The following is an 18,412-nucleotide window of genomic DNA, read 5'->3' as shown; positions in this document are numbered from 1 at the left end:
ATCATCCTCTGAGCTCCAGACAAAGTCAAATCCTCCAGGCTGCTTATGTGATGGATACCTGAGCGAGCAGTCAAATTCCACTTAATCACCCAACAGGCCCATGGCAGACATTCAGATATCTACAATGAGACTTGTGTTCCTGCCATAAGAAGTTAAAATACACCCTACGCGCCCATAGCTCAGCTGGATAGAGTAACTGGCTTCGAACCAGTTGGTCGGGAGTTCGAATCTCTCTGGGCGCGCCAAACAATAAAAAACCACCACTCGCGGTGGTTTTTTTCGTTTCTCATGTCATGAGCATGATCACTCCCTCGGCCCGGCTGTAATGTCAGCAGCATTTATGGATGCGGCGTAATGATAAAACTGCAGTTTTTATTTATAGGTAAATAGAGTAAAAGACGCCAATAGTTGAAACATTTCTTATTTGACAATGTAATTATATTTATATACTATATAGATAGTACGATGTTGTTAGTTTTAATTGAATAGGAATGTATAATGAATAAATTAAAATCTTTGTTTTCGTGTTTTTGTCTTCTTATGGTCACCAGTTCGGCTTTTGCCAATCCTACTTATACAGTATATTGTAATTACTCAGATGGAACATCATGGCATGGAAGCTCCAACAACCTTGGAACCGCTATGGGAATGGTTCATCATTGCAAAACTTCTGGCGGTACATTTACATCATTTATAACGCCTATTCATTGATTAGGTGGTTCACTTAAAAATATATTCTTGAAAACCAGTAACTAATCAAAGTTATTCATTAAGAACTGTTAGAACGGAGCGAATAGGAATGACCTTGGGACTTCATTCACTTTTGTTCTTGACAAAAGTGAATGCCGACTCTACGGATGGAGGAGTTAGGGTCTCGTCTGGAACAGAGACCGAGGCCTCGGCGATCATGTCGTGTGATCAAGCGTTCGACGCTCTGATTCGCTATCGCTCACGGCTTATCGATCATTCCATTATGGCTTCTTGACTTCGTCAAACCGCCATATATGCATGATCTGCCTAACCAAGTCGGCGGGTCGAGCTGATCATCAGCTCTCCAATGGCCAGACCTGATAGCACAATTAAATCCCATCAACTTCTACATTGACATTTACTGAATAAGCCCATTGTTTATTGGACCCAGAAAGCTCTTTCGTGTGACGATCCATGATGCCCTCAATTTAGCCCCAAGGTATTCTGGTAACTTGTTAGATTAGTTGTTTGAAAGAAAATTGCACAGAAGTTATTTCCTGGTTATTGGCACCCTCGGCATTAATAGGAAATAAACCGTGTACTACCAAGAAATCAAGCAAAAAGACGTCAATCTATAATTTATAGATATATGATGCATATATATCAATTACATAATCACATTTGATTGTCGCCCTCTGAGCGCGCCAAACAATAAAAAACCACCACTCGCGGTGGTTTTTTTGTTTCTGCACAGATCGCAGTGCCACACAGTTTTGTCAGGTATTTCATCCGTTCAATTCCCCATTGAAATTCCGGTGGATGAATAAATGACCCAAGATCTTTTGTCTTCAATGTATTTGATGCTGATTGATTCCTAACCGGTAGGAAAATATAGACATTGATTTCAGATTAGTTCTATTTCACTGACACTGTGATAAGAAGATAATGGGCCCCATGTCGCTGACTTAACACGGAAGTACCGATGAAAGACCCTTAGGAACGAGGTTCGATCGGTGGCCAACTAAACAATGAGAAATCAAATGATGACTGAACATAAACAAGTGAAAGCACTCATCCAGACTGCCCATTACCTGCAAAGACCGGACGTTGAAATATTAGACAAGATCCAGCAAATCAAAGATGAGATTGTGAAAATTTCACACCAGGCAGAACCGGATTTAAAACTGCACCGATTCCTGATGAACCAGCTTAACCGGGTACAGAAAGAGCTTTCTGAGTTCAGGAAGTCCAATGGATTTGGGCGTGGTGGGTTTGAAGGAAAAATACAGTAGTTTCTGGCATCAAAAAAGAATGTCCTGGGTTGAAGAAAACCAACGGAGACTGGTTTTTTAAACTTGTCCTGAATCAATAACTGAACAGGTTAATTTCTATGCAGACCAGTGCCCCAATTGCCGGATTCCTGTGAGACTCACTTGAATGGCACTGAATACGTTGAAATGCAGTCATGATAAGGATCCTGCTGGCATCAGCAAATGAACAACATGATTGAGTAATAATGACTGACACCTCTCAATGACGCCCTTTGGGTGTACCAAACAACGAAAACCACCCTGGCGGTGGTTTTTTTGTTGCCGCGCAGAACAGTCAGTTCATCACTGCTTCTGAATAAAAGAAGGCGCAGCTTTGAGCGCCGTTGGCACAATTGGGCGCCTGGTTGTAAGGATCCGGGGTGGTGATGTAGTTGATGTAATATGACTGTGTCGGATCGAGGATGCAGAAGTTAAAAGGAGAGCCTGCATCGCTTGGGCGGGTTGAAAAGAACAAGGTACTGTTGTTGGTGACATTGAACACGCATTCAGCGGTTTGACTGAAGTCTCCCGGGCACGTACTGACCGAAATCGTGCCAGCTTCAATGGGATCATAGTTGGTGGGTGCGGTCACCAGGGTGATGCGGCGACGGGTATCAGGCTGATCAAAGCTGAATTCGCTCAAGGTCAGGAATGTGCTGATGGCAATGTTGGCCTCAAAGGTGACATTGGTTGAATTGCCGAACTCAACCCCATCATTGTAATTTGCATATACCCCGTCAACCCTGGCCAGTCCGGGCGGGTAGACTTCGGTGGTACAAAATCCAGGTGCCGTTACTGTGATGTCGACCTGATGCAGATCAAATTGTCCTGAGGAATCGATACACATGAGGGTAAATGTGGTATTGCTTTCAATGGCGGCCAAATTGACTTGATGTTGTCCGTCTGTGGCGGTTAACGGGCCTTGCCATTCCTGATTGCCATCCAGGGCATCACAGGTGCTGGCGCCACTGACTTGATAAGTCAGGGTCAGGGGACTGTCAGAGGCCACTTCACATGAATCGGTGCCACAGGGACCGCGAAAAAAACCGATCAATTCCGGGTGCTCAAATTCCAGAGATGCTTCGCTGCTGAACATTTGGACCCTGATTTGGTTTTGATCATTCATTTCATAGTTCAGGGTGCCAGCTTGGGCGGCGGTGAAGAAGAGGCTGATGATGAGGCTGATTGTTTTCATTCGAATGCCGTCCTGAATATCAAATCATCCGGGTGGATAAAAGGGGTTCCTGAGGCACAAAAGATGTCATCATCCAGGGTGTCTATCTGAAAGTAAGTGATGCCTCCACGGGTGTAAAATAACTGATTGCTGCCTGATCCCAATTTAAATGATTCTGCGTTGACCAGCAGGGCGGGTAATCCTGTGGTGATGGGCAACAGTGACAATCGTTCACATGCACCGAGGTTGACCAGTCCGTCCACTTCATGGCTGTCTGCATCAACTGTCAAGGTGAAATCGTCAGGAAGGGGGTAGACAAAGTCATCAATCACCAACAGATGAGGCTGGCCGCATCCCAGGGGGTTGCTGATCACCACATTTTCCAGGTTACCATCCTTGAAAGCGGTGAAGGTCAATTCGCAATCTGCTTCACTGTATACCATGGGCAGGTTCAATTGCAGGGTATCGGTGGTTTGTCCGTTGTCTTTGAGGTCGAAGTCCCATTGGGCCTGTGCATGACCATAAAGGCAAAACAGCAGAAGGCAGGCAATGTGTCTGAAGGTGAACATGAATGTTTAGCAGTCTCTGAATAGTCAGAAATACTGTACCTGTAAGCGGGTTAAATCGTTGTTAAAGTGACAGGATATTACATTCAGCACAGGCATTTTGTGACCCGTTTCACTGTGTTCACACCCTCAAATACTCAGGAATTCTGAATGCCTGTGATGGCGTATGTTGGACACAACAGAAGGGTCAATGATGGGTATATTGATCATCTGATTGCAACAAGCGAGGCAAGGGCATGTTTCACCTTTTTCATGTTGAATTCAGATAAATATCAGGAAATTTTCAGGTTTTTAATGATCCTGCTCAGTATGATGGGCATACACATATATGCACATATTTATTATGCGCACGCAACAAAAAGGGAGAAGGACATGCATTACAAAATACAGGACTGTTTAATCAACACCCACAACCGTACATTGAACAAAAACGGGAACATCATCCCGCTGACGCCGAAATTATTCAGGCTGTTGATGTTGTTCATTGAATCAGGTGATCAGTTGGTCAGTAAAAGCAGCATCAGGAAACACGTCTGGCAGGGACAACTGGTTTGTGAAACCACCTTGTATAAAACCGTGCAGCGACTGAGGGTTTTGTTGGGGGATGATGGTGAGGGGCAAACGGTGATCCGTACCATTCATGGAGAAGGGTACATGATGTTAACCAGATACCGCAAAGCCGGGTGGTGGTTTCAATTGTATCAAAAGTGGCTGACCAGACAAGCAAGTTCAGCCCCGATCTGAGAGAAGGAGGCTGAGCTTGTGTTGCGGTTAAACCCTGTTTTCAGGGAAATTCAGGCATGCGGCCATCACCGCCACCAAGTCGGAAAGCGCCGTTGTTCAGGTGAGCGCTGACGGCACCTACTGACATCTCAACCATGACTCCGTCGAGCATCACCATGATGCGATCCCAGGGGTTGTGGTTGCGATTAAGTTCTTCAAGGAACCACCACAATTCGAAGTCGTGTTCATCGTCATCGCAATTGCCCCAGTCCCTACAGTCATCCACTGGATCATCCGGATTTTCCGATCCATCGCTGACCAGCTCGGTGGAGCTTTGAGCAGGGTCATAATCTCTCCAGGTCATGGTTACTGCAGTGTCACTGATGACATGAAAGCTTTTCAACGAGGCAAACCCACGGAAATAGAGAAAACCATTGGAAATGTTTTGGTCTGTCCACACGCCCACGCCATAGCGGTTTTTTAATTGCAGGAATCCATTGGATATGCCCATCAGGTCTTTGAAGGGTTTGAAGCCATTTGAGATCGCCAGTTGGGCTTTGGGAAACACCACCAGTTGACCATCAATGGCTGCCAGCAGGTTGTTCGGATCATACACGTCCAGTCCGGCATTTAAGTTTATTTTCGGTTTTCCAGCCAATTTGAGCGATGACTTGAAAATCGGGATTTTTCCCGATTGGTGATGTTCCATACCTGATTTAAGTTCACCCAGGTCTACCAGTTGTAGTTGTGCATGCAACTGGCAACTGATGGCCAGTAGCAGGATGATGATGGTTTTTTGAATGTTCATGTCTTTACTCCTTAATAATGAATGTTATTGACCCTGCTCTGTGGCAGGTCGCATTCAATGTATGAAGACATGGGAGTTGGTTGCCAGCGACAAATGGTGACATGTGCTGACAAGGCCTGAACACAGTCTGACATTGTTCAGACTGTGTTTAATTTTCAGAAAACGAAGGTTAATGCCAGGCTTTTATTTTTTCTTTTTGGGCATGTACAGATCGGTGATGGTGCCTTCGAAGGCCTCGGCACTCATGGCCACCGATTCAGCCAGTGTAGGATGCGGGTGGATGGTCAGGCCGATGTCAGCGGCTTCGCAGCCCATTTCAATGGCCAGACACAATTCACTGATCAGTTCGCCGGCGTTGGTGCCGACGATGCCGGCTCCCAGCAAGCGATCAGTTTCCGGATCAAACAACAGCTTGGTGAACCCTTCGGTGCGGTCATTGCCGATTGCCCGGCCACTGGCGGCCCAGGGGAATTTACCCACTTCATAAGCGATGCCTTTTTCTTTGGCTTCCAGTTCAGTCAGGCCAACCCAGGCCACTTCGGGATCGGTATATGCCACAGATGGAATCACCAGGGCATCGAAAAAGACTTTCATACCATGAGCGACTTCGGCGGCGACTTTGGCTTCATGGGTGGCTTTGTGGGCCAGCATGGGTTGTCCAACAATGTCTCCAATGGCGAAGATGTGCGGCACATTGGTGCGCATCTGTTTATCGACGGGAATGAAACCCCGGTCGGTCACTTCCACGCCGGCTTGATCAGCGTCAATTAACTTGCCATTGGGAACCCTGCCAACAGCCACCAGTACACGATCATAAATGACCTTTTCTTGTCCATCGAATTCTACTTCAAGGCCATCGGTACCTGCCACACAGGCGGTTACTTTGGATTTGAGCTTGATCTCTTTGTATTGTTTTTTGATGTGTTGCATCAATGGTCTGACCAGGTCTTTGTCAGCACCCGGAATGATTTGATCCATCATTTCCACAATGGTGATTTCAGTGCCCAGTGCCGAATAAACGGCCGCCATTTCCAGGCCAATGATGCCGCCACCAATGATCAGCATCGAAGCTGGAATTTCCTTCATTTCCAGGGCATCGGTCGAATCCATCAACCGGTCATCATCCCAGGGCATGCCTGGTAGTTTAAAGACCTGAGAACCTGCAGCGATGATGCACTGTTTGAAAGTAAGTTCTTCACCATTGATCGATACACTGTGCGGACCAGTGAATCGGGCTTCTCCGGTTTTGCGGCTGACTTTGCGTTGTTTGGCCATTTGTCCAAGGCCACCGGTGAGTTTTTGGACCACGGAATTTTTAAAACCCAACAGTTTTTCCCGGTCAATCTCAGGTTTCCCAAAGGTCACCCCATGACTGGCCATTTGTTCGGTTTCCCGGATAATGGCAGCGGTGTGCAGCAAGGCTTTGGAGGGAATACAACCCACATTCAGGCACACCCCGCCCAAGGATTCATAGCGCTCGACCAGGGTCACATCCATACCCAGATCTGCGGCTCTGAATGCCGCGGTGTAGCCGCCTGGACCCGCGCCGAGAACCAACAGCTCAGTGTCATAATCAGTGGCTTTGTCGGCAGTTTGTGCCGGTTTTTCAGCCGCTGTTGGCTGGGTTTTGGCGGGTTCTTTTTTGGCAGGTTCCTCTTTGGCTGGAGCTTCAGCTTGTTCCTCGGCTTCCATGGTACCGATGACTTGCCCAATGGATACATTGTCGCCTTCTTTGACAGACAGTGATTTGATCACTCCAGCGTACGGGCTGGGTATTTCCATGGTGGCTTTGTCACTTTCCAGGGTGATCAGTGATTGGTCTTTGTCGACCTGATCGCCTACGGCAATCAATACTTCAATCACCGGTACGTTGTCAAAGTCGCCAATGTCCGGAATTTTAATCTCTGTGATTTCGCTCATGTTATTCTCTGGGTTGTTGCGTCCCACACGGGGACGTTGATTAATTTTGCAATGCGTGAGGCCTGTTCCGTGATGGTGTTGATTGAACTGTGACTCAGTACTTGTCTTCGACCGGTATTTTTCAGGACCCAATTCAGTTCGTGGGCCGTGTAACGATTGTGGTTCACATTCAATAATTGTATGGCTTGTACTTCAGCAAAAATGACTGATTGGTCATGATCCGTCTGACCAGCCTGATTCTCTGGATTGAAATGCATGACCTTGCCGATGCGTTTGTAAACCAGCATGGCAGAAGTTAAAAAAAGAAAGCCAGATAAACTGGCAACCGCCAGCAAATAAGCACCCCACCCAGTTTGTAACCAGGTAATCACTGGGAAAGCCAAGCCGATTAGCATCAGAAACATCGCTAAGGTGTTTACTTGTTTTGAAGGCCTGTATATCAATGAACCGTTGGGTTGATTGTACAGTTGGTGAGTGATCAACCTTCCATTGCCTTGGCTTGATAAAGGGTGCCAGTCTGTTTCTGATGCAATTGGGTGTTCTAAGCGCGCAGACTGAACCTCGTCAATCAGGTGTTCACGCTGCACATCTGTCATTTTCCCGATGTGTTTTCTCAGCTGCCTGATCATCAGGAGGCATCCCACAGGGGCAGGCCCAGTTGGGTGGCCAGTATTTCGGCATCGGTGATCACCGCAGCGGGTTTGCCGTGATCCACCACATTGATGCGGCTGCCATCTTGTTTCACCAGGTTGATTTCATAGCTGCGGTAAGAGCCATTCTTGCTGCTGATCCGTTCACTGATCACTTGTATCGCCACCACTTCATTGAGGTGGGTGATGGCGTGTGGTTCATCACGGCTCATGCCCAGGGTGTGTTCGGGTTTTTTCCGGCCTTTGTAGTAACAGCCATAAAAAGTGTCAAACACCCGTGGCGTGGCCATGAAGTAATACATCAGCAATCCGGCTGTCAGAAAAATGCCACCGAACAAGAAAGCAAACAGCAACAGACCCCAATCAGTGCCACCCTGATGCATAAAGATCAACAAAGGGATGGCAATGCCCAGGACGCCGACACCGGCAAAAATGCCGCAGAACACCTTGGTGAAGGTGGTGGCCCTGAACACCAGTAAGTCCGGATTACTGTCGTCCAGCCTGTGGGTCTGGAAATTGGCCCCGCCCGGTTTCAACGGGTGCCATTCGGTTTGTGCGGCCACCGGATGACTGAATTGACTGGCATCAACCGCGCGTACCCCGCGCTTTTGGGCTTCCTCCACCAGTTGCTTCAGTTTATCCAGCATGCCCATGGGGTGTCACTTACAGTAGCATCTTCTTCATGTCAGACAAAATGCTCGACAGGTAAACGATGAAGCGTGCCGCATCGGCACCATCGATCACCCTGTGGTCATAACTCAGTGACAAAGGCAGCATCAGTCGGGGTTCAAAAGCATCGCCATTCCAAACAGGTTTGATGCTGGATCTGGAAACGCCGAGTATGGCCACTTCAGGGGCGTTGATGATTGGGGTGAATGCCGTACCACCGATGCCACCGAGTGAAGAAATCGAAATACAACCACCTTGCATGTCAGATGGGGCCAGTTTGCCTTCACGGGCTTTGATCGACACATCGCGCATTTCTTTGGCGATTTCAAAGACTTCTTTTTTGTCACAATCACGGATCACCGGTACCACCAAGCCATTGGGGGTATCGACTGCAATGCCCACATGGAAGTACTTTTTATAGATCAGATTTTCCCCATCGACATCCAGCGAGGTGTTGAATTTGGGAAATTTCTTCAGCGCCTTGGCCATCGCTTTGACCATGAAGGCCAGCGGCGTGAGGTTAAAGCCCTGCTCTTTGGCTTCGGCTTTGTTGGCGTTGCGGAACGCTTCCAGTTCAGTGATGTCTGCTTCGTCGTATTGGGTAACATGGGGGATGCGAACCCAGTTGCGGTGCAGGTATTTACCGGAGATTTTCTGGATGCGGCTCAAGGGTTCTGTACTCACTTCGCCAAATTCAGTGAAGTCCACGGCCGGGAATGGTGGCACATCAAAGCCAGAGGTAACCACTGTTTTACCGCCACTTTGCATCGCGGTTTTGACGTGGTTTTTGACATCGTCCCTGGTGATGCGTCCTTTGCGGCCAGTGCCGGTTACCATGGCAATATTGACCCCCAGTTCGCGGGCAAATTTTCTCACAGCCGGTGAGGCATGGGCTACTTTCCCTTTGGGTTGTTGCGGGATTTCCTCGGGGACAGGTGGAGTCTTGGGCGCTGCTTCCTTGGGCATCTCCTGCTGCTCAACAGCAGGTTTGGGCGGTTTGTCTTCTTCAGTGGGTGATGGCTCAGCCGAAGTTTCATTGGCTTGTTCACTTGCCGGTGCTTCGCTTCCAGCCGATGTTGCTGCTTTGATTTCGATCATCGGCGTACCCTCGGAGACCAGGTCTCCTTCTTTCACCAGGATGTTGATGATTTCACCAGCTTCAGGGGTGGGTACTTCGATGGTGGCTTTTTCAGATTCCAGCGAAATGATGGCATCTTCGGCGTCAACCGTGTCACCGGTTTGCACCAGCACTTCGATGACTTCAACGTTTTCAAAATCGCCAATGTCGGGTATGTTGATGGTTTTGGTATCGCTCACAGTGAACTCCTCATCGGGTGCGCGGATCAGCTGCCGCGTCGTCTATGTTGTAGGCTTTTTTGGCTTTGCCGATCGCAGTTTTGGGTAAATCCCCGGCCCGCACCAGTTCAACCACAGTGGTATAAGCAATGTGGTAACGGTCCACTTCAAAGAAACTTCGCAATTGTTCTCTGGTGTCGCTGCGACCAAAGCCATCGGTTCCCAGCGTGGTGTAGCTACCTGGCACCCAGGGACGGATTTGTTCGGCAAAATCATGGGTGTAATCAGTGGCTGCAATCACCGGACCTGCTGCTTTGGCCAAACATTGTTCGACGTAACTGATTTGGGGTTTTTTATCGGCATTCAGTCGGTTGTGGCGGTCTGTGCTCTGTCCCTCACGTTTCAGTTCGGTCAGTGATGTGGCACTCCAGATGTCACATTTGACTTTGAAATCATCCGCCAGCATATCGGCAGCGGCCTCGATTTCCCGCAAAATGGTTCCTGATCCAATCAGTTGCGCTTTGAGTTTGCCTTTGCCGCCGTCTTTGAGCCGGTACATGCCTTTGATGATGCCTGCTTCCTGACCTTCTGTCATTGCCGGGTGCGGGTAGTTTTCGTTCATCAGTGTCAGGTAGAAATACACATCTTCATTGTCTGCATACATCCGTTTGAGCCCATGCTGAATGATGACCGCCACTTCATGGGCATAAGTCGGATCATAGGACACACAATTGGGCACAGTGCTGGCAATCAGGTGCGAATGGCCGTCCTGGTGCTGCAAGCCTTCGCCGTTCAATGTGGTGCGTCCTGCGGTGCCGCCCAACAGGAAGCCCTTGGCCCGCATGTCCCCGGCGGCCCAACATAAATCACCGATGCGTTGATGGCCAAACATCGAATAATAAATGTAGAACGGAATCATGGGAACGTTGTAGTTGGCATAGGATGTGGCGGCAGCAATCCATGAGGACATGGCGCCGGCTTCGGTGATGCCTTCCTGTAAAATCTGGCCATCGGCAGATTCCTTGTAAAACATCAGTTGGTCAGAATCTTCAGGTTCGTAAACCTGTCCCTGATGGGAATAAATACCTAATTGGCGGAACATGCCTTCCATGCCGAACGTACGGCCTTCATCACAGAGGATGGGCACAATGCGCTTTTTGATGTTTTTATCACGCAACAACAACGACAGGGTCCGCACAAATGCCATGGTGGTGGAAATTTCCCGGTCTCCGGTGCCCTTGGTGATGCTTTCAAAAGCCCCCAGTTCAGGAATTTCCATGGTGTTGTTGTTGACCACGCGGCGTGGCAGGTAGCCACCCAGTTCCTCGCGGCGTTGTTGCAGGTATTTCATTTCCTCTGAATCATCAGCGGGCTTGTAATATGGTACTTCTTCCAGTTGTTCATCTTTGATGGGTACGCGAAATTTGTCGCGGAAATGACGGATGGCGTCGGTGTCCATCTTTTTTTGCTGATGGGTGGTGTTGGCTGCTTGGCCAGCATGCCCCATACCATAACCTTTAACGGTCTTCGCCAGGATAACAGTTGGCAATCCGTCAGATTTATTGGCCGCGGCATATGCAGCAAACATTTTGTGTGGATCGTGGCCTCCCCGGTTCAGGCGCCAGATGTCATCATCGGTCATGTTGGAAACCATTTCTTTCAATTCAGGGTATTTCCCGAAAAAGTGTTCCCTTACATACGCGCCGTCTTTTGATTTGTAATTCTGGTAATCACCATCGACCGCCTCTTCCATGCGTTTGTGCAGTAAACCGTCTTTGTCTTTGGCCAGTAGCTTGTCCCAGTAAGAGCCCCAGATCACCTTGATCACATTCCAGCCGGCACCACGGAACACGCCTTCCAGTTCCTGAATGATCTTGCCATTGCCACGCACCGGACCATCCAGGCGCTGCAGGTTACAGTTGATGACGAACACCAGGTTGTCGAGTTTCTCCCGGCCGGCCAGGGAAATGGCGCCCAGGGATTCCGGCTCATCGGTTTCACCGTCACCGAGGAAACAGTACACTTTTTTGTCGGTTTTTTCGATCAGGCCGCGGTTTTGCAGGTATTTCATGAAACGTGCCTGATAAATCGCCTGAATCGGACCGAGACCCATGGACACTGTGGCAAACTGCCAGAAATCCGGCATCAGCCAGGGGTGTGGGTATGAAGACAATCCTTCGCCATCCACTTCACGGCGGAAGTTATCCAGTTGTTCTTCGTTGATGCGACCTTCCAGAAAAGCCCGGGCATAAAAACCAGGAGCACTGTGGCCCTGTACATACATCAGGTCTCCGCCACTGGGATGATCAGCACCCCGGAAAAAATGGTTGAAGCCCACATCATAAATGGTTGCAGCTGAGGCAAATGAGGCAATGTGACCACCCAACGCGCCGGGTCTGCGGTTGGCCCGCACCACCATGGCCATGGCGTTCCAGCGAATGATCGCCCGGATGCGCCATTCAAGGTCATTGTTGCCTGGCGATTTTTTCTCTTCGCCAACCGGAATGGTATTCAGGTAAGCGGTGGTCGCCTGGTAAGGCAAATGACCACCGGACCGGCGGTTGAGATCAATCAGTTGCTCAATCAGAAAATGAGCGCGCTCGGGGCCTTCTTCATTGATCACGGCGGTCAGGGCGTCCAACCATTCCTGAGTTTCTACCGGATCCATATCCGGGAAAGTTTTGATGTTTGTCATAACGTAGTCCAGTCTTCAGGCTGATGTTTTCAACCGGTTATTGTTGTGCTTGTTGCATTTGGGCGTCCACCGCAGCGATGGCCACCATGTTGATGATTCTTCTGACCGATGAGGATGGATTGAGCACATGGGCGGGCAGCTGGGTGCCCATCAACATGGGACCCACCGTCACACCCTGGGAAAAATATCTTATCATGTTTAGTGCCATGGTGGCGGCATCCAGGTTCGGCATAATCAGTAAATTCGCCGGTTCGGTGTAGTTGGCATTGGGAAATACGTGTGCCCGGATATTCGGCATCAAGGCGTACTCGGCATCCATCTCACCTTCCACTGCCAGGTCGGGAGCCAGTTTGCGGATCAGTTTCAGGGCCTTGCGCATTTTTTCCGGACTGTTGCCATCCCGGGTGCCAAAATTAGAATATGACATCAGCGCCAGTCTGGGGGTTTTGCCAAAAGCCCGGACTTTTTCAGCCGCACTGATGGCCATGTTGGCAATTTCCTCGGCTGAGGGATTGGAATTGACATTGGTGTCAGTGATGAAGTAGCTGCCCATGTCGGTGGCCACCGCACTCAGGCCGGAAGGGGTCTGGTCTTTCAGGCCAATGACATCAATGATGTGCTGCAACACTTTGTGGTAACGACCGGTCAGGCCTGCCAGCATGGCATCGGCTTCTCCCCGTTTAACCATCAGGGCGGCTATCACCGTGGTCCGGGTACGGACGATGGCTTTGGCAATCTCCGGGCTGACACCATGTCGCTCCATGATGCCGTGGTACAGCATCCAGTAATCTTTAAAGCGGGGATCTTCCTGGGGATTGACCAATTCGAAATCACGGCCAATTTGCAGATTGAGACCAATGCGTTTGATGCGGGTGGTGACCACATCAGGACGGCCGATGAGGATGGGTTTGGCCAATTGATCATTGTTGATCACCTGAACTGCTCGCAACACCCGTTCATCTTCGCCTTCAGCCAGCACCACTCGTTTGAGGTCTTTGCGGGCAGCATCAAAAACCGGACGCATCAGCAATCCACTTTGGTATACGAATTCATTCAATTGGTGTTCGTATTCGGCCATGTCATCGATGGTGCGGGTCGCCACACCACTGTCCATGGCCGCCTGAGCAACGGCGGGAGCCACATGAATCAGAATCCTTGGATCAAACGGTTGTGGAATCAGGTATTCGCGACCAAATTTCAGTTCTTTGCCGCCGTAGGCTTTACTGCTGACTTCGCTGACCTCCATGCGAGCCAGTTGAGCCAGGGCATGCACGCAAGCGGTCTTCATGGCCTCGTTGATGCCGGTGGCGCCAACATCCAGCGCGCCGCGGAAAATGTATGGGAAACACAGGACGTTATTCACCTGGTTGGGGAAGTCTGAACGGCCAGTGGCAATGATGGCGTCCGGTCGAACCTCCAGAGCCAGGTCTGGCATGATTTCTGGAACCGGATTGGCCAGGGCCATGATCAATGGGTCCTTGGCCATGTTTTTGATCATTTCAGGTTTCAGTACACCGGCAACCGACACACCGAGGAAAATATCAGCGCCGTCAAGGGCTTCGGTCAAAGTTTGCTGCTTAACCCCTTTGGCATATTCACGTTTGCGCTCTGACTCCAGGTCCTCACGGCCTTCGTACAGCACGCCGGCGGAATCAGAAACGATGATGTTGTCCATGTTCATGCCCAGCGCGACCAGCAAGTCCAGACAAGCCATACCGGCGGCACCGGCACCAGAGGTCACCAGTTTCACCTCACTGATGTCTTTGCCAACCACATGCAGGGCATTGATCACAGCGGCTCCACAGATGATCGCTGTGCCGTGCTGATCATCATGAAAAACCGGTACCTTCATGCGTTTTTTGAGTTTTTCCTCAATGTAAAAGCATTCAGGTGATTTGATGTCTTCCAGGTTGATACCACCAAAAGTGGGTTCCAGAGCGGCAATGATGTCGATCAGTTTGTCGGGGTCTTTTTCATCAATTTCGATGTCAAATACATCAATCCCGGCAAATTTTTTGAACAGCACACCTTTGCCCTCCATTACCGGTTTGGAGGCCAGCGGGCCAATGTCGCCCAGGCCCAGCACCGCGGTGCCATTGGTGACCACCGCCACCATATTGGCTCGCGAGGTGTAGTCTGCGGCACAGGCTGGATCTTCAGCGATCGCCATCGATGGTGCGGCCACGCCCGGTGAATACGCCAGCGCAAGGTCCTGCTGTGTGGTCAACGCCTTGGTGGCGGTGATTTTAATTTTGCCAGGACGTGGATTCTTGTGATAATCCAACGCAGCCTGTTTGATGTCTTCTCTTAGACTCATGATGTTGCCCCCAACATTGTCATTGAGACAACAACGCTCATGACTGAAATCAGTGATGAGCGTTGTTGTGTTTTTGTCATTACCGCAATCCCGCGGGAACGACTTTTATCTACTTATTCCTGCTCGAGTTTGGACTCGTATTGACCCATGGTTGCCAAGCCATTCATACGGGCTCTGTGCAACAATTCTGCCTGAGCTGCTTTGACGTTATCCTGAGGATTTGCACCCCAAACTTTCAATGCCGAAGCCTGCAGTGCACGGCCGTAAGAAAAACTCAGCGGCCAGGGTAAATCACCCACCCGGTTCATGGCATCGAGGTGTTCAGTGGCTTCTATCTCAGATTGTCCGCCAGAAAGGAATACGATGCCGGCCAGTGAAGCAGGCACGGTGTTAAAGAAACAATCCAGGGTGGCTTCTGCCACCTCATCAACATCAGCCTGTTCAGCACAATCGGCACCAGGTACCACCATGCTGGACTTCAGAATACAGGCTTCCAGAACCACATTTTGCTCAAATAACTGGTCGAACAGGGTTTTTAAAGTCAACAATGTGACTTCATAAGCGGTTTGAATATCGTGATCGCCTTCCATCAACACTTCGGGCTCGACCATGGGAACCAGGCCGGCTTCCTGGCACAGCGCCGCATAGCGCGCCAATGCATGGCAGTTGGCATCAATACAAGCCTGTGATGGATTGTCTTCATTGATGGTGATCACCGCACGCCATTTGGCAAAACGGGCACCAAGTTCATAGTATTCCTGTAAACGGTCACGCAGACCATCCAGCCCTTCGGTGATTTTTTCACCTTCAAAGCCTGCCATTGGGTGTGCGCCCTTGTCGACTTTGATGCCTGGAATCACACCATTGTCCTGCATGATTTTGGTCAACGGTACACCGTCGGCAGATGATTGGCGCAGGGTTTCATCAAACAAAATAGCGCCTGAAATGTGTTCGCCCAAATCTGGTGCACTGAGCAACATGTGACGGTAGTCGCGGCGGTTGTTTTCGGTGCAATCTACACCAATGCTGTCAAATCGCTTTTTACAGGTTCCGGTACTTTCGTCAATGGCCAGCACGCCACGTCCGGCAGCCACCATGGCTGCTGCTGTTTCAATCATTTCGTCTAATTTATCTGTCATCTTCAATTCCTAATGGTGTGTGTCCGGTTGTGAAACCGGGGTGATTATTCAGGTGTTTTTGTTGGCCATTTCTTCGAGTACAGCCACAGCAGGTAATTGTTTGCCCTCCAGAAACTCCAGAAAAGCCCCGCCACCTGTTGAAATGTACGATAGTTTATCTTTTATTTGATATTTATCAACCGCAGCAAGCGTATCTCCGCCTCCAGCCATGGAAAAACCTTCGCCATCGGCAATTCCAAGGGCCAAAGTGCGGGTGCCTTCACCAAATTGATCAAATTCGAACACCCCAACCGGTCCATTCCAGATCACGGTGCCGGCCTGTTTGGCCATTTCAGCATATCGTGCAGCTGTTTTTGGGCCGATGTCGAGAATCATTTCAAACGGGCCAACGTCTTCGACGTCTTTGATGATGGCCTGGGCATCTTCACTGAAGCTGGTGGCGACCACCACATCGGTGGGAATGGGAATCTCACTGCCAGCAGTTTTGGCTTGTTCGATCAGTTTACGGGCCTCATCCAGCAAATCTGCTTCAAAGAGCGACTTTCCAACCTGATGACCTGCCGCAGCTATGAAGGTGTTGGCGATGCCGCCACCGACAATCAATTGATCGACCTGGCTGGATAAGCTCTCCAACACGGTCAGTTTGGTAGAAACTTTAGAACCACCGACAATGGCCAACATCGGCCTGGCCGGGTTGTGTAACCCTTTGGCCAGTGATTCCAGTTCGTGAGCCAGTAAGGGGCCGGCACAGGCCACCGGCGCAAACCGGGCCACACCGTGGGTAGATGCGTGGGCACGGTGAGCGGTGCCAAAGGCATCCATGACAAACACATCACACAATTGTGCCAGGCGCCTGGCCAGTCCATCATCATTGGCTTTCTCACCGACATTGAAGCGGATGTTTTCCAGTAACACCACTTCACCCGGTTCTGTGGCAACGCCCTCATCCCAGTCGCGGATCAGGTGAACCTGTTGATTCAGTGCCAGGCTGAGGTATTCAGCCACCGGCTGCAAAGAAAGTGCTGTTTCAGGACGACCCTCTGTCGGTCTGCCCAGGTGGGACATGATGATCACTGAAGCGCCTTTTTCCAGTGCCATTCTGATGGTTGGCAGTGAGGCCAGGATGCGCTGGTCACTGGTGATGGCGCCATTCTTCAGTGGAACATTCAAGTCCTGTCTGATCAATACTTTCTTGTGGTTCAGATCCAAATCTGCCATTAATTTCACATTCATTGTCTAACACCCATAATGCTAATCATTCATCGCCGTTCAACCGGCCTTCATCAATGCCTCCGACACATCCAGCATGCGGTTGGCAAATCCCCATTCGTTGTCATACCAGGCGAGCACTTTGACCAGCGTTCCCTGATTGACTTTGGTCATGGAAGCATCGAACACCGAGGACGCCGGATGGTGGTTGAAATCCACCGACACCAGAGGTTGATCGTTGTATGCCAGGACCTGAGATTGTTCAGCCGCTGATTTTACCACTTCATTGACTTCAGCGACCGAAGTTTCTCGGCTGGCAATGAAAGTCAGGTCAACGGCTGAGACATTGAGTGTTGGTACCCGCATCGCATAGCCATCAAGCTTGCCATCCAGTTCAGGTAGCACCAGGCCAACGGCCACTGCGGCACCTGTTTTGGTGGGGATTTGATTGTACGCGCCTGCCCGTGCCCGGCGCAGGTCCTTGTGATAAGTGTCTGCGAGCACCTGATCGTTGGTGTAAGCATGAATGGTGGTCATCAGGCCCGACTCAACACCAATTTCCTGATGCAGGACCTGAGTCAGCGGAGCCAGGCAGTTGGTGGTGCACGAGGCATTGGAAATCACCTGATCTGTTGCAGTGAGTACATCATCATTGACCCCATAGACCACGGTGGCATCTATCTCACCATTGGCCGGTGCAGAAATGATGACTTTTTTGGCACCTGCTTTGAGGTGTCCGGCGGCCAGTTCCCGAGTACGGAATTTGCCGGTACATTCCATCACCACATCGACCCCCAGTTCATCCCAGGGCAGTTTTTCAGGGTGGGTTTCGGCCAGCAACCGGATGCGGTCACCATTGACCACCAGGTGGTCACCATCCAGTGATACGTCGGCGTTGAAGCGACCGTGTGTGGTGTCATGTTGGGTGAGGTGACACATGGCATCGTGGGCGCCAAGATCATTGATGGCCACGATGCGGATGTTGGGGTGGTTCTGGTATTCATACAAAGCGCGCAGGATACAACGACCGACCCGGCCGTAGCCATTGATGGCAATTTTAATGTTCATAGGTAACTCCATTATTATTATTGTTATGAGGGATTTCACCTCTGATGTTGTGGTTCAGTCCATGGACTGGCAAGCAGCTTACAGTTTAAAACCACAAAAGCTTATCTAATGATTTTCGGTCATTTTTCAAGCAGACTCAAGTAATCAGCCAGTTATTTAAAGCACAAAAAAAGCCTGG

Annotated in this window: 14 protein-coding genes and 1 tRNA gene; 3 read left to right on the top strand and 12 right to left on the bottom strand. The window is 49.9% G+C overall.

Translation table 11 applies throughout. The annotated features are described in order from the left end of the window. The first annotated feature begins 168 nt into the window (after nucleotides 1-168). A tRNA-Arg gene (locus B0475_RS09665) sits at nucleotides 169-245 on the top strand. A 1,485-nt stretch (nucleotides 246-1,730) separates the two neighbouring features. After that, complete coding sequence (locus B0475_RS09660; protein ID WP_157892839.1) at nucleotides 1,731-1,982, top strand: hypothetical protein; 252 nt, start codon at nucleotides 1,731-1,733, stop codon at nucleotides 1,980-1,982. Between the two features lie 313 nt (nucleotides 1,983-2,295). Here B0475_RS09660 and B0475_RS09655 read toward each other — a convergent pair whose 3' ends face one another. Then, nucleotides 2,296-3,195: a hypothetical protein gene (locus tag B0475_RS09655; RefSeq protein WP_077411615.1), complete on the bottom strand. Its 900-nt coding sequence runs from the start codon at nucleotides 3,193-3,195 to the stop codon at nucleotides 2,296-2,298. Beyond that, the gene (locus tag B0475_RS09650; protein WP_077411614.1) at nucleotides 3,192-3,743 is read right to left on the bottom strand and encodes a hypothetical protein; all 552 of its coding nucleotides are present in this window, start codon (nucleotides 3,741-3,743) and stop codon (nucleotides 3,192-3,194) included. The genes B0475_RS09655 and B0475_RS09650 overlap by 4 nt, the downstream gene beginning before the upstream one ends. A gap of 369 nt (nucleotides 3,744-4,112) precedes the next feature. On the opposite strand from B0475_RS09650, the gene B0475_RS17650 reads away from it, so the two are divergent. After that, a complete protein-coding gene (locus tag B0475_RS17650; RefSeq protein ID WP_157892838.1) occupies nucleotides 4,113-4,484 on the top strand; it encodes a winged helix-turn-helix domain-containing protein in 372 nt (123 codons plus the stop codon). Between the two features lie 40 nt (nucleotides 4,485-4,524). Here the strand turns inward: B0475_RS17650 and B0475_RS09640 are convergent, their stop codons facing one another. The 10 genes from B0475_RS09640 to gap form a co-directional block, all read right to left on the bottom strand. Next, nucleotides 4,525-5,271, bottom strand: a complete 747-nt coding sequence (locus B0475_RS09640; RefSeq protein WP_077411612.1) for a hypothetical protein — start codon at nucleotides 5,269-5,271, stop codon at nucleotides 4,525-4,527. A 183-nt stretch (nucleotides 5,272-5,454) separates the two neighbouring features. Next, complete coding sequence (lpdA, locus tag B0475_RS09635; RefSeq protein WP_077411817.1) at nucleotides 5,455-7,191, bottom strand: dihydrolipoyl dehydrogenase; 1,737 nt, start codon at nucleotides 7,189-7,191, stop codon at nucleotides 5,455-5,457. Next, complete coding sequence (locus B0475_RS17795; RefSeq protein ID WP_077411611.1) at nucleotides 7,188-7,820, bottom strand: hypothetical protein; 633 nt, start codon at nucleotides 7,818-7,820, stop codon at nucleotides 7,188-7,190. The genes lpdA and B0475_RS17795 overlap by 4 nt, the downstream gene beginning before the upstream one ends. Beyond that, nucleotides 7,820-8,494, bottom strand: coding sequence for a hypothetical protein (locus B0475_RS09625; RefSeq protein WP_077411610.1), 675 nt, complete (start codon nucleotides 8,492-8,494; stop codon nucleotides 7,820-7,822). The genes B0475_RS17795 and B0475_RS09625 overlap by 1 nt, the downstream gene beginning before the upstream one ends. 10 nt (nucleotides 8,495-8,504) lie before the next feature. After that, a complete protein-coding gene (gene aceF / locus B0475_RS09620) occupies nucleotides 8,505-9,827 on the bottom strand; it encodes a dihydrolipoyllysine-residue acetyltransferase (protein ID WP_198538195.1) in 1,323 nt (440 codons plus the stop codon). A 10-nt stretch (nucleotides 9,828-9,837) separates the two neighbouring features. Then, nucleotides 9,838-12,501, bottom strand: a complete 2,664-nt coding sequence (aceE, locus tag B0475_RS09615) for a pyruvate dehydrogenase (acetyl-transferring), homodimeric type (RefSeq protein ID WP_077411608.1) — start codon at nucleotides 12,499-12,501, stop codon at nucleotides 9,838-9,840. 37 nt (nucleotides 12,502-12,538) lie between these two features. Further along, nucleotides 12,539-14,818 carry an NADP-dependent malic enzyme gene (locus tag B0475_RS18005; RefSeq protein WP_077411607.1) on the bottom strand — a complete coding sequence of 760 codons (2,280 nt, stop codon included), beginning with the start codon at nucleotides 14,816-14,818 and terminating at the stop codon, nucleotides 12,539-12,541. Between the two features lie 113 nt (nucleotides 14,819-14,931). Beyond that, on the bottom strand, nucleotides 14,932-15,957 hold the full coding sequence (locus B0475_RS09605) for a class I fructose-bisphosphate aldolase (protein ID WP_077411606.1): 1,026 nt from the start codon (nucleotides 15,955-15,957) through the stop codon (nucleotides 14,932-14,934). A 48-nt stretch (nucleotides 15,958-16,005) separates the two neighbouring features. Continuing rightward, on the bottom strand, nucleotides 16,006-17,190 hold the full coding sequence (locus tag B0475_RS09600) for a phosphoglycerate kinase (protein WP_077411605.1): 1,185 nt from the start codon (nucleotides 17,188-17,190) through the stop codon (nucleotides 16,006-16,008). 36 nt (nucleotides 17,191-17,226) lie between these two features. Then, the gene (gene gap, locus B0475_RS09595; protein WP_077411604.1) at nucleotides 17,227-18,234 is read right to left on the bottom strand and encodes a type I glyceraldehyde-3-phosphate dehydrogenase; all 1,008 of its coding nucleotides are present in this window, start codon (nucleotides 18,232-18,234) and stop codon (nucleotides 17,227-17,229) included. Nucleotides 18,235-18,412: the final 178 nt, after the last annotated feature.

Source organism: Marinicella sediminis, assembly GCF_002000055.1.
GTDB lineage: Bacteria > Pseudomonadota > Gammaproteobacteria > Xanthomonadales > Marinicellaceae > Marinicella > Marinicella sediminis.
The sequence above is the reverse complement of the archived record's forward strand: the minus strand, read 5'-3'. Positions and strand labels throughout refer to the sequence as shown.